This is a genomic window from Brevibacterium linens ATCC 9172 (assembly GCF_900169165.1).
Lineage (GTDB): Bacteria > Actinomycetota > Actinomycetes > Actinomycetales > Brevibacteriaceae > Brevibacterium > Brevibacterium linens.
In genome coordinates, this window is sequence record NZ_FXYY01000011.1 from 102,380 (window position 1) to 115,162 (window position 12,783).

Annotated in this window: 8 protein-coding genes and 1 pseudogene; 2 read left to right on the top strand and 7 right to left on the bottom strand. The window is 58.7% G+C overall.

All coding sequences use genetic code 11. The annotated features are described in order from the left end of the window. Positions 1–29: 29 nt before the first annotated feature. The 7 genes from BLIN9172_RS10380 to BLIN9172_RS10410 form a co-directional block, all read right to left on the bottom strand. A complete protein-coding gene (locus tag BLIN9172_RS10380; protein WP_101555008.1) occupies positions 30–920 on the bottom strand; it encodes a DUF6270 domain-containing protein in 891 nt (296 codons plus the stop codon). Then, positions 917–2,215 (bottom strand): ABC transporter ATP-binding protein, encoded by a 1,299-nt coding sequence (locus BLIN9172_RS10385; protein WP_101555009.1) that lies wholly within the window; start codon positions 2,213–2,215, stop codon positions 917–919. The genes BLIN9172_RS10380 and BLIN9172_RS10385 overlap by 4 nt, the downstream gene beginning before the upstream one ends. Then, positions 2,202–2,930 carry an ABC transporter permease gene (locus BLIN9172_RS10390; RefSeq protein WP_170286886.1) on the bottom strand — a complete coding sequence of 243 codons (729 nt, stop codon included), beginning with the start codon at positions 2,928–2,930 and terminating at the stop codon, positions 2,202–2,204. The genes BLIN9172_RS10385 and BLIN9172_RS10390 overlap by 14 nt, the downstream gene beginning before the upstream one ends. Before the next feature lie 155 nt (positions 2,931–3,085). Next, the gene (locus BLIN9172_RS10395; RefSeq protein WP_101555011.1) at positions 3,086–4,825 is read right to left on the bottom strand and encodes a glycosyltransferase family 4 protein; all 1,740 of its coding nucleotides are present in this window, start codon (positions 4,823–4,825) and stop codon (positions 3,086–3,088) included. Continuing rightward, complete coding sequence (locus tag BLIN9172_RS10400; protein WP_101555012.1) at positions 4,822–6,183, bottom strand: glycosyltransferase family 4 protein; 1,362 nt, start codon at positions 6,181–6,183, stop codon at positions 4,822–4,824. The genes BLIN9172_RS10395 and BLIN9172_RS10400 overlap by 4 nt, the downstream gene beginning before the upstream one ends. Further along, positions 6,180–7,217 (bottom strand): MraY family glycosyltransferase, encoded by a 1,038-nt coding sequence (locus BLIN9172_RS10405; RefSeq protein ID WP_101555013.1) that lies wholly within the window; start codon positions 7,215–7,217, stop codon positions 6,180–6,182. The genes BLIN9172_RS10400 and BLIN9172_RS10405 overlap by 4 nt, the downstream gene beginning before the upstream one ends. Further along, positions 7,217–9,157, bottom strand: coding sequence for a polysaccharide biosynthesis protein (locus BLIN9172_RS10410; RefSeq protein WP_101555014.1), 1,941 nt, complete (start codon positions 9,155–9,157; stop codon positions 7,217–7,219). Before BLIN9172_RS10410 ends, BLIN9172_RS10405 begins: the two co-directional genes overlap by 1 nt. A 324-nt stretch (positions 9,158–9,481) precedes the next feature. Here BLIN9172_RS10410 and BLIN9172_RS10415 point away from each other — a divergent pair, with 324 nt between their 5' ends. Next, complete coding sequence (locus BLIN9172_RS10415) at positions 9,482–11,365, top strand: glycosyltransferase family protein (RefSeq protein WP_101555015.1); 1,884 nt, start codon at positions 9,482–9,484, stop codon at positions 11,363–11,365. Between the two features lie 175 nt (positions 11,366–11,540). After that, a pseudogene (locus BLIN9172_RS10420) lies at positions 11,541–12,656 on the top strand (IS1634 family transposase); the annotation flags it as partial. Positions 12,657–12,783: the final 127 nt, after the last annotated feature.

Below are 12,783 nucleotides of genomic sequence, written 5' to 3' on the forward strand. Positions count from 1 at the left end.
GACCAGCTCTGCAGCTTGTCGTTGCTAACTTACTTATCGTTGGTCGACGATGTGTCCTGATTTTCTACCAGGTCGCGAATACTTTGCACGATAGACCTGTAGTCCTCGTCCCGATAGTGGAACGGTTGCGGTCCCCACTTGTGGTCTTTGCTGATCCGCACCTGATCACTCGTCCTTGTGATTGTTGAAGAGACCATCGATCTAGCAAATTCACGGTACCGAACATAGTCTGCGTTCGCGGCCGCTGCCCTATCAGCATATTCTTCTGCCTCCGTTGGACGAACTTGCCGGAGGTTAGTCAGTGCTTCGGCTACACCTTCTCCGCGTGACAGACTGCGGCTCATCTCGCGACTGCCCCGTTGCAAGCGGCGCCAACGTCTGCCCAGCTTCGCCAAGCTGTCGCTTTGAGGATGCTGAGCCCCGTCGACGGCGCCGGCCCACTCAATGTCGAGCAGAATCGTCTTCTCCCACAAGCCAGCACCTTTGAGACCATCGATGAGCTTGATGTATCCCGACTTCCAGGTAAAGAAATGTTCATCGGTACCGAATTCGACGAGTCGAGCACCGCCCCGACTTGCTGCACGGGCAGCACCGCAGAATTCAATTTCGATCGAATTCGTCATTGACGTGCCGTCCGTGAACTGCCAGAACCCCCGTCGTTCGTCAACCAGGTCAAGCAGAACAACATCGAGGTCGTTCGCCTCAGTGGCTATCCGCTCAAAACCGGAGCCGTTGAGATCACTCGTGACCATACGCGATTGAAAAGTTGAGCTCAGTTCGCTGAGATCAATTTCATCTGCGCCGTGCGGCGATTCAAGGCTGGACACAGAGTGCCTGGCAACGTAGACCACAACTTCCGCTTCAGGCATGAACTCTGCCGAATCACGGCTCACGCAGGAACCGAAAATTGCGACCTTCATCGGCTCGAGTCCTGGTGGGCAGCAGTGGCTTCGTCTTCCTGCCGCAATCGCTGTCGCTCCTCATATCGTTCATCGGCGATTTTGCGTGCGCGAGAAGCGAGTCTCCGGCCGGTGAAGTCATCCGCGGCAGCAACCGACGACGCACGGTCATCGGGGTTCGCTGCTCGCAGAACAACCCGCTTCCTACTGGGATTCAACCGCAATGGAGGAGCATCGGTGATTCGTGGTGCACTCACCGCCTGAGATGCAGGCTTAGGCAACGCCGGGAACTTGGCTTTTGGCACCTCACCGTCGAAGTTCTTTGGCCAAACTAGCTCTTCAGCTGCTGCCAGCATAGGAGCTTCAACCTCTTCGACTGCGCGTTGCCTATTCGCATGCCGTGCCACGGTAGCCTTCTTCTTGGACGGTCGCGCTGCGTGACGCGGGATGGGGTTCTTGATGAGTTCAGGTTCGAGGATGTTGATCTCTTCTTTGACTGCGTTACTCATCACATCAGCGAGGAGTTTGTCAGCGATATCCTCTTTACCCTTAGCCACGTTCCAGGCCCACCACCGGTATTTTTCGGCTACAGCTTCAGCTGGGCCATTCATGAGGATTTCGCCACGGTGCATCCACACAGCACGAGTGCACAGCTCCTGAATCACCTTAGCCGCATGATTAACGAGCAGAACAGTTCCAGTTTCGGCGAGCAACTCGTCCATCGCCCGTTCACTACGCTCAGCAAATGTCGCATCACCAGTCGACAGTGCCTCGTCGATCAGTAAAATCTTCGGTCGGGCGGCAAGCGCGATGGCAAATCGAAGTCTGGCACCCATGCCCGAGGAATAGGTACCCATCGGCCTGTGAATAGCCGTGCCCAATGCCGACAGCTCGACGACATAATCAAATGCCTCGACCGCCTCTTCAGGAGTAAGCCCCATTGCCAAACATCCGAGGCGGACGTTCTCGCTACCGGACAGCGATGGTTGAAGAGCAGCACTGACTCCCAAGAGAAGCGGCTGATAACGAACAAGGATACGACCTCGGTCAGGTTGCTCGACCCCGGCTACATTTCGCAGAAAGGTAGACTTACCGGAGCCATTCGCGCCGACTATGCCAACCATTTCACCTTCGCGTGCGACAAAATTGACTCCGCGTAGAGCGCGAACTGTTGTCTGCCCCTGACGACCTGATAATACATTGGTTAGACGACGGACACCCCTAGTTCGTTGGCTCGGATTATTAGTATTGACGGTATAGCGTACCTGCACATTCTCGGCAACAATGGTCGGATCCTGTATTTCAGAGTCGGCCATAATTCTCCTCCCCTCTCCAGAAGAACAGGAATCCGACGACGATGAGACCGAATGCCCACACCGTTCCGATAATCCAGGTCTTCGGTTCAGAGTCGACACCGTACAGCAGTGAATTGCGTACCAAGGATAGATATGCGTGCATCGGGTTGTATTGCATGGCGTTCAACAATGTGGGGTGATTCCTCAACACAGCTTCTATCGAGAAAAAGACTCCTGAACCGTAAAGCCAAAACCTGCTGACAATGGACATGAGGTGCGTAAGATCCGGAATTTTGTGACCAAGTCGCGCCAGGAAACAGACGAGGCCCACATTGAAAAGCGTCTGAAGAATGATGACCGGAATGACAAGGATGACTCGCCATGTAATGACTTCAAGTGGGGGCACAATCACGAGCACTATGATCATCACCAGCAAAGTCGGCATAAAGTCCAAGAAGCTGCGAACAACCGTAGAGATCGGCAAGGCGGCCCGCGGGAATTGGAATCCCTTGATCATTGACGCCCCCGCGCGGATCGCCCCGGTTCCTCCATTCATACATGTTGCTGTGTACCCGAAGAAGAACACACCGACGATAAGATACCCAAGAAAGTTCGGAACCCCTCTCGACGTCTGCAAGATAAAACCGAAAATAAACCAGAAAGCGAGCACTGAGAGCAGCGGATTGAGGAAGAGCCAACCGTAGCCGAGTAGGTTCTTCCTCGTCGAAGTGGACATCTTGGCACGAGATTCGGCAATGATGAAGTGTCGTCGATTCCACAACGCAGCCAAATAACTACGCAAACTCATCCTTCGACCCACAGGCACTAGACCGGCACTCGAAACTGACGGAATCGAACTTAGTCCGAGAGGATTCGTTGTCTTATCCGCCACTAGTCAGCCCCCTTGAGTTGAGAATAGACCTGCCCATATCGTCGCCCGATTTCCTTCCATCTGCGCGTCGCAAGAACGTATTCTCGTCCATACCGACCGTAATTCTCTCTCGCACTACTATCGCAAGCTAATTCTGCCAGCACGTGAGCCAAGTGCTGCGGATCTTCGGCAGGAGTCCGCACGCCCGCATTGCATGGCACTAGCTCACTCAATGCTGGCAAATCCGAAATAATGACCGGTCGCCCCAATCCCATCGCTTCGATCGGCTTGATCGGTGTTACCAGCCGACAGACCGGTTCATCTCTGCGCGGGACGACAATAGCATCAAGAGCAAGCTGATATTCGATGGCCTGAGCTTGTGACACGCGTCCGGTAAAGACTGCATTCTCGCCCAGAATGGCTGCACGTTCTCGCAATTCTGGCAGGGCGACTCCGTCGCCGGCGATCAGCAGCCGTAGGTCTGTTCCTTGGCCACGGGCAAGGATGACAGCGTCGACAAGGTCGCCGAGTCCTTCATATCCTACGATCGACGCTGCTGTGCCGACCCAGATTCCGGCTTCGGGAAGATCGAGGTTCCTTCTCACATTGGCCGGGTTACGAGTGACATCGGTGTTGACGACGGCTTCTGAGACGGAATTCGGGATGAGCGTGATGGTTTCGGCCGGCACGCCCCCTGCGATCAAGTGCTCACGCATCGTTTCGCCCAGAGTGATGACGGCATCGGCTGCCGACGCGACTTCAATCTCCTTAGCCCGCATGAGTGCGAAGCGTTGACTGTCCCTTCGTGCGGACCGCTCTTCCGGGGTGCTTCCTGCTGCGGCCCACGTCTCTTCCAAGACTCCGCGGACTTCGTAGACCCATGGCAGTCCTACTGCCGACGCGGCTGCTCCAGTAGCCAAGCCATTGACGTAGTGCGTTGTCGTGTGGAGGATCTGTGCTCCGCGTTTATACGCTTCAGCGGCGATGCGATTCGCCTGCTCACTCAACCGTTCGGATGTCGTGGGCAGTGGTCTCAGCGGCACGTCGCGGACGTATTCGACGCCGTCGACGAGTTCAACTGGCCCCTGGCTTAGCCGTCCGATGGTAACCGGATACGACGGTCGTGTGATCGCAGCTGTTTGATGCCCCGCTTCCCGCAAAGTGGTGAGGATCGCATGTGAGCGGTAGGCATAGCCGGAGCGAGTGTGCGGCAAGGAGTTCGTCAGCACATGAAGCACCGTCGGATGCTGACCTCGGGCATGTTCCTCATTGTTGCATGCGCGACGAGCCGTCACATGATGCGAAGCCTCCGGCCACCATTGAGGTTGCAGACTCTGTCGCTCATCGAGCAGTCGTGTACGACGCGCACCGTCTGGCAGAACGTCAATGGCTTTGTCGATGTATCCCTTGGTCCACTCGATACGCGATTTCAGAGCGCTTACGCCAGGAACGGCGGCTGCTATCGACTCAGCTTCGTCGAGGAGTCCGAGATTGAGAGCGACTTCTCCGAGCAGAAGGGAGGGCACAGGAGAACCTGAGACGAATGACTTCGCAATCGCCTCTTCTCCGAGCAGCCATGCGGAAGCGGCCCGTGCGGCGTTGCCCGGCAAACTCCCGAGCACCTGTCCGACGAAACGCGAGGCAGGGCCCGGCAGGCGACGTGCCAACTGCATGCCGAAGAACACGCGGTCGTCGTTGATGTGTCCGAGAGTCGTCACAAGGACGTTCGTCAGCTGCCGGGCGAGGAAGCGCAGGTTCACGAGACCACCTGTTCGAGGACGCGTTCGTAAGTGCGCCCCATTGCGGCTGCCGAAGCGTGTCGAATCACCCAGTCGCGCGGGTTCTCACCTGTAGGCGGATTCGATCCGAACTCCTCACCGACTTCGACTCGTTCTCGCATCCTCGACATTGCCGCGGCCACGGAATCGACATCACCGGGAACCGCGACTTCTCCCGCTTCGGTCTGTGTGATGATGTCGGCGGCCTCACCGGCGACGACGCCGAGGACAGGAATTCGACGGGCCATCAACGAATAGAGCTTCGACGGGACTGTGCATTCATAGGAATCGAGGCAACTGAGGCTGACCAGTCCGGCATCTGCCCATTCCCAATGGGCTGCGAGTTCGGCGCCTGCGATCTGGGGATGGAATTCCACCGGCACCCCATACGCTGCGGCTGTGGTTTTGAGCTCGTCGGTATCGACGCCGCCGCCGACGATCCGCAGTCGCACACCTTCGGCGCGGGCCAACGCTCGAATCGAGGTGCTGAGATCCTGGGATCGACCGACAGTGCCCACATACAGCAGGTTGAGCCCTCGACGATCGGCAGGAGCCCTGCCCTTGACGACGTCGGCGGCGGTGCCTGTCTCCTCTGCGGCAGGGACGAGGGGGATCGCTCCCGTGGCGGTCAGTCCGGATGCGCCTTCCAATTCCGCAGGTGAGACTCCGCTGCGAACGACCTCGGCGGTGACTCCACGCTGTTCCAGGCGACGTTTGAAACCTTCCGTGGTGACGACGACGACCGCCGCACGCCGTTGGGCACGAGTGAGCAGGTCCGGCAGCAGTCGATGCTCGAGGCCGCGCGTCAGCGTCCCTGGAAGATATCGCCCGACCGCTCCCGTCACCAGGTTCATTTCCGAAATGAGGTCAGGCCACGCATCGCGCACTTCAGCGACATGCGGGACTCGCAGCAGTCGCGACAAGGTGTCGCCGGCGAGCAGGAACGGCAGTGCCGGAGTCGTGGAGACGATGACATCGGGCTTCATTCTGCCCCGCAGCCGGTCGATGACCGCCGACATCGCGCCTGTTGCCGATACCGTCTGATCGAGCAGCTGACGAGCCATCGACGATCCGCTGTGCAGGTACGGCACGCGAAGGATCCGCTCACCGTCGACGCCGGTGTCCCAGGTGCCGCCGAGGCGCACGTCGACTCGACGACGGCCCCGCCCGACCTTCGATCCGAAGAACCCGTTGCGGTCGGAATACGGGTAATGGGGATGCGGTGCCACCGTGAGGACATCGTGTCCGGCAGCGCGCAGGTGGTCGACGAGGATCCGCCACCGCCGCTGCGGTGCACCGACCTCGGGATAGTAATAGTGGCTGAGCAGAACGATTCTCATGCGGTCGTCGCCTCCTTCAGCGCCCGTCGCCGCAGCCACAGCGGCAGCAGCGCATAAAGGGCGAGCAATCCGACCCAGAACACATGGGCCGGGTACGTCGTCGCCGTATTTCCGCTGATGAGAGTAGGGACGGCCATAATGCAGGCGAGGACACTCAATGCGGCGTGGAAGAGCGAAACGGAGCTGTGTGGCCAGCCCGCCTGCTGGATCCGCTGATAGATATGTTCACGATGAGGCAAGAGAATATTCTCTCCCCGGAAGAGCCGTAGGACCAAAGTGAGTCCGACGTCGAAGAAGACGAAGATCATCGGTGCGATGATGACGACGATCGGGACGCCTTGGACGAACAGCCAGACCGCGAGAGCGAATACGGCCGCTCCGATCCCGTAGCTTCCCGTGTCTCCGAGGAACGCCTTGGCCCGACCGAGGTTGAACGGGAGAAACCCGACAGCAGCGCCGGCCAGCGCCAGAGCAAGCAGTGCAATGTCGTTCTCTCCTACCCAGGAGCTGACGAAGGCGAACCATCCGGCAGTGACGATGGTCCACTCGGTGACATAGCCGTTGAGTCCGTCGACGAAGTTCACGGCGTTGACAGTGGTCACGCCGATGACCGCGAAGGCGATGACGTGAGCGATTCCCTGTGTTGAGAACATGGCGATGATCGCGCTGAACAGCAGAGCCAGGATCACCTGTCCGATCAGCCGCCCGGCGGGGCGCAGGGAGTCGAGATCGTCGCTCATCCCGATGGCCGAATAGCACCAGGTCAGGACCAGGAAACCGACCGGAAGCAGGATCCCGCCGAGGCCGAAGACGCCGTCTTCGCTGACGGTCCACACCATGGCCAGAATCGTGGCCACGGTGATGCCGCAGCCGATGGCGATTCCCCCGCCGCGTACGGTCGACAGCGTATGCGAGGAGCGATGAGAGGGGACATCGACGACCCCCGCTCGACGCAGCAGCGGAAAGGCGATGAGGGCGCTGAGAACCGTGACCACCGCGGCCACTACCAGGATCACCAGCGACTGCAGAGCCATCAGAGGCCGACTCCGGTGTCATGGGGGTCTTCTGCGCCTGGCTCGGGGGCTCTTGATGTTGTCGCTGCCGGCTCAATGGCCTCCGTCGCGTCACCGGTGGTCGGTGCCGTCTCGGAGTCGAGGAGACGCGTCAGGTGCTCTTCGAGGCCCGACCTGTGAGTGAAAACCTGTGGGTCACGTGATTCGGCGACCAGGGCACCGAGTTTCTCCAGATCGATCGGAGCGATCGGCACCTGGGTGATCAGCGGATGGTTGGGGCGGCTGTCGACCTCTCCGGGCGATAGAAGGGCTTCAGTCAGCTTCTCCCCCGGGCGCAGGCCCGTGTAGACGATCTGCGCATCACTGCGACCTGACAGTGCGATCACTCTCTTGGCGAGGGCGGCGATGCGGATCGGTTCGCCCATGTCGAGGACCAAGGTCTCTCCGGGGCCGCCGATCGCTGCGGCTTGAAGGACGAGTTCACAGGCCTCATCGGCGGTCATGAAGTATCGGGTGACCTCGGGATCGGTGACTGTGACGGGGTCGCCGGCCGCCACCTGGGCCACAAACGTCTCGAGTACGGAGCCCCGGGATCCGAGTACATTACCGAACCGCACCGACATATAACGTCGTCCGGTTGCCGCGGCCACAGAGGCGATCGCCCGTTCGATGGAGAACTTCGTCCGCCCCAGCACTGAGGTCGCACCGGCGGCCTTGTCGGTGGAGATGTGGACGAAGGAATCGACGTCGTGAGCCACGGCCGCGTTGAGCAGGTCGAGGCTGGCTCCGATGTTGGTGCGCACTGCCTGCTCCGGGAACCGCTCAAGGAAAGTCAGGTGTTTGAGGGCTGCGGCGTGGAAGATGATGTCCGGCTTCGCCTCAGCGACGAGGGAATCGATGAATGCCGGATCTCGCAGGTCTCCGAGGACGAGGTCATCACTGGTCAGAAGGGCTGAGCCCTCGAGGCCGAGCTCAGTGGCGTGCAGGCCGGATTCGTCCCGGTCGGTCATGATGAGTCGGGCCGGATCGAACCGGGCGACCTGACGGCACAGCTGTGAGCCGATGGAACCGCCTGCACCGGTGACGAGCACGACCTTGCCGGTGATCGCCGAGGCGATGTCGTCGATATTCGTTGAGATCGGTTTGCGTCCGATGAGGTCTTCGAGGCTGACATCCCGGAAGCTGCGGTGACGCAGGTCGGCGACGTCATGCGCGTCCGGTTCGGGACGGGCCAACGCGGAGTCCGAGAGTTTCGGCATGATCTTGATCTCGACCGGCCGGGATTCGAGATTCGACGCGATATGGGAGAGCTCTTCGGGCGGCAGGTCAGCGATCGCAATGATGACGGCCCCGGCTCCGGTGCGATCGACATGGGTGGCGATGTCGGCGATCGGTCCGAGTACGCGGATTCCGTTGTAGCGCAGATGCCGCTTTGCAGGGTCGTCGTCGAGGATGCCGACAGCAACGAATTCGTTGTGCGTGTCCTGAGCGATCATATCGAGGGCGAGCATGCCCTGGTTTCCCGCGCCGACGACGATTGTGGGCCGGGATGCACCGGACGTGGTGAGGCTGCGTTGCCTCAAGTTGCGACGAATCCAGTTCTCGAGGCTCTTGACCACGACCATGAGCGCTCCCGCCGTAATGGGGACGCTGGTCGGGATGAGCAGTCGACTGGCGAAGGCGAATTCGGCCACCCACATGATGCCGACACCCAGAGCAACCGTTCCCACGATTGCGGCGAACTGATCGGTCGAACCACGTCGGTAGCGACCGCGGTAGATCGCCAGGGGCCCGCCGATAAGGAAGACGATCAGACCGACCGCCGAACAGACGAGCATTCCCGGCACGTTTACCAGAGACGCATGGAAGTCGTACCTCACGAGCGTCATCGATACGACGAGGAACGCGAACACGAGACCATCGATGAGTGACAGCGCCATCGCTCTGCCGTGCCGTCTCATTGGGGTCCGTGAGGGAATGGGCCCTGTGTTGCTTCCCACTGTCCTCTTTTCCCTCGTCTTACTTGGCTTGGTTCTACCCAGTCTACGATTGCGCCGTGTACATCTCGCGGTAGCCGACCGAGCTTCTTGCAACCTCTTGATTGTACTATTGAGCTTGTCAGCTTCCACACAGGAAGACTGTTGAAAGCGCTAAGAAATGGTTTCATTTCGGTTGCCCCACTGCAAGTAGAGTGGGATAAATCCCGTTATGCTCGCGCCTACTTGAATCGGGTCGCTGCGAAACAGGCCTTTGCGCGATTCTGATCAGATCGAAAGGATCCGACTGTGCCTCAAACTCCTCTTCGCACATTCCGGACCGGTCTCTGGCATCTGCGCCACGGCGGCCCAGCTCAATTCTTGAAGTGGAGGCGCCGTCGAAATCTTCACCAAGGCGTTGCCGATGGACGGACGACCGATCAGCTCACTGCGGACAATCTGCTAGAGGCGTTTCCTGCAGCTCCGAAGTCCGATCGTCGGCCTGTCTTCGACGATCTCAGAGTCGGCACCATCCTCGACGAGTTCTCAGCGGAGAGCTTCGGTTACGAATGGACGACTGTCCCACTGAAACGCGATGGATGGACATCGCAGCTGGGCTCGGTCGACTTCGTCTTCATCGAGTCAGCGTGGAATGGCAACGGTGGGGACTGGAAGTTCAAGCTCACCGGCACGGCCGGCCCAAGTCCCGAAGTCGTCGAACTCCTGGCAGAGTGTCGTCATCGCAATATCCCAACAGTGTTCTGGAACAAGGAAGATCCTCCCCACTTCGAGGATTTCCTTCCGCTGGCCAAGCTGTTCGATGTCGTATTCACCAGCGATGTGCGACTTGTCCACCAGTACAGGGAACATCTCGGACATGACCGCATCGCCTCCTTGGCATTCGCCGCTCAACCGGCAATTCATTCTCCCGTCCGACCCGTGCACAATTACGCCGCACGCGATATCGCGTTCGCAGGGATGTATTTCACCCACAAATTTCCTGAACGTCGGGCCCAAATGGATTTGCTTCTGGGAGCTGCAGACACAGTGTCCTCGCGGATGGAGCACGGACTTGAAATCTTCTCCCGGTTCCTTGGCAACGATGAGCGGTACCAATTTCCCGGCAACCTTGCCGACAGGGTTGTCGGATCGTTGCCCTACCGGAATCTTCTGACTGCGTACAAAAACTACAAAGTATTCCTCAACGTGAACTCGGTCGTCGACTCACCAAGCATGTGTGCAAGGCGCATCTTTGAGATCACGGCGGCGGGAACGCCAGTGGTCTCAACTCCCAGCGAGGCCACGAAGCGTTTCTTCCCACTTTCAGAACTGCCACAGCCTGAAACCCAAGAAGAAGCCGAACTGACGCTCAGGGCGTACGTCAGGAGCAGCGAACTCCGCGACCGCACAGTTCATCTCGCGCAACGGCGCATCTGGAACGAACACACCTACACTCATCGCGCGATGTCGATCATGGACTCTATCGGAGTTGAGTACAGCGATCCGATTCCTCGTTCAGTGTCTGTCGTGGTATCCACGAATCGACCGGAATACCTAAATAGAGTCCTGGAGACTCACGCCGCGCAAACGTTTGAGAACCGCGAGCTCATCATCGTCCAGCACGGATTCGAGTCATCGTCGAAAGTACTGCGCTATGCAGCCGAGCTAGGCATCGAGAACTTCACCCTGCTCGACGCTCCTGGCACGGATTCCCTGGGTTCGTGTCTCAACCGCGGAATTGCAGCCGCTTCCGGAGACGTCATTGCCAAGATGGACGACGACGATGTCTACGGCGAGCACTATCTGACGGACCAGCTCGCGGCTCTGCGATACTCGAACGCGGATCTCGTCGGCAAACAAGCGCACTACCTGCACCTGCGCAGTCGTGACATTGTCATGTGCCGGTTCCCCGAACGCGAGCACAGATACACCGACCTGGTCATGGGGCCTACATTAATGGGCAGTAGAGAGGTATTCCGTCGAACTCCATTCGCAGATCGCACTCTGGGCGAAGATACCGACCTGCAACGTCGACTCGCCTCAAACGGTGCACGAATCTACTCAGCAGACCGATTCAACTTCGTCCAGGTACGTGCCTCACATAGTCATACTTGGAATGTCGATGATGATCTACTTCTAGCCAACAGCAATGTCCACAGTTTCGGCTTCAGCCGTGAACATTACTGCTTCTAAAATCTAGATCATCATTCGAAGACACGTTCATTTAGGCGGCTTGCAGCACATCCGCCGACGCTACCCCTGTCTTGCTTCACCTAGTCTGATTTTGGGTATCAGTTCAGCATCGCTCCTGGTGAGGCGGTTGCTTGGTGTAGAAACGGGACACTAAATGGGTCCGTAGAATGGGGATATGAGCCTGCGACTGAGGAAAGTCCCGACCGCGTCCGGGGCAACCGCGGTCCAGATCGTAACGAAACGCCACGGCAAACTCACCGTCATCGAACACCTCGGCTCCGCCCATACCCCGACCCAACTCGCAGCCCTCGAAGAAGCCGGCAGCGAGAAGATCAACGAGTCCACCGGACAGCTGTCCCTCGACCTCGACACAGGCAATAGTGTCTCAACCGCATCACGTCGGCGTGTGAAAAGGTCGGCATCACGCCTGCTCATCGACACAATCCGTACTGCCTACGACCGGCTCGGTTTCGATGTCGTCGATGACGAAGCGTTCTTCCAACTCGTCCTCGCCAGACTCGACGAACCCACGTCGAAGTCCGACAGTATCCGTGTCCTTGACGAGCTCGGTGCTGATACCAAACACCGCAGCACGTTCACCCGATGTCTGCAACGGATCAACACTGATGCCTACCAAGAGACCATCGCGGCCAAGTGCTTCGACCACTCAGTCGCGACGACCGGGATCTCCCTGATCCTCTACGACGTCACCACCTTATATTTTGAAGCAGAAAAGGAAGACGGGCTTCGCAAAGTGGGCTACTCGAAAGAACGCCGCGTCGATCCGCAGATCGTTGTCGGTCTCCTCGTCGATCGGACCGGGTTCCCGTTAGAGATCGGGTGCTTCGAAGGCAACAAGGCCGAGACTTACACGATGATCCCCATCGTCAAAGACTTCCAAGATCATCACGGTGTGACAGACATGGTCATCGTCGCTGACGCTGGAATGCTCTCTGCCGCGAACCTCAAGGAACTCGATGATGCCGGACTGCGGTTCATCGTGGGATCGCGACAGACGAAGGCACCGAACGATCTGGCAACGTTCTTCACCTGGAACGGTACGAACACTGATGACGACCAGCTTGCCGATACCCTGACCCCAAGGGCCACAGTGGCGTTGAATAAGAACCGGACGCTGACTCGGGTAGAACCCGTGTGGTCACCCGTCGAGCACCCGAAAGCATGGCGGGCGGTGTGGCAGTACCGACGTAAACGGGCAGACCGCGACAGGGAAACGCTCAACCTGCAGCGCAACAGGGCGATGCACATCATCGATGGGGAATCGAAGCCGGGGCGTGAACCCCTGGAAGTGGACACATCAATGTGTACTATCAGGCGGCAATGTCCATCATAAATGTGTAATCGACCTCGAAGTCAACCGGTGCTCGATAACCCAGACTCGAATGTCTCCGCCTCGA

What these genes read in the sequence shown, in the direction of transcription:
- BLIN9172_RS10380 (WP_101555008.1), bottom strand. Translation starts at nt 920, where the DNA reads ATGAAGGTCGCAATTTTCGGTTCCTGCGTGAGCCGTGATTCGGCAGAG.
- BLIN9172_RS10385 (WP_101555009.1), bottom strand. Translation starts at nt 2,215, where the DNA reads ATGGCCGACTCTGAAATACAGGATCCGACCATTGTTGCCGAGAATGTG.
- BLIN9172_RS10390 (WP_170286886.1), bottom strand. Translation starts at nt 2,930, where the DNA reads ATGTCCACTTCGACGAGGAAGAACCTACTCGGCTACGGTTGGCTCTTC.
- BLIN9172_RS10400 (WP_101555012.1), bottom strand. Translation starts at nt 6,183, where the DNA reads ATGAGAATCGTTCTGCTCAGCCACTATTACTATCCCGAGGTCGGTGCA.
- BLIN9172_RS10405 (WP_101555013.1), bottom strand. Translation starts at nt 7,217, where the DNA reads ATGGCTCTGCAGTCGCTGGTGATCCTGGTAGTGGCCGCGGTGGTCACG.
- BLIN9172_RS10410 (WP_101555014.1), bottom strand. Translation starts at nt 9,157, where the DNA reads ATGAGACGGCACGGCAGAGCGATGGCGCTGTCACTCATCGATGGTCTC.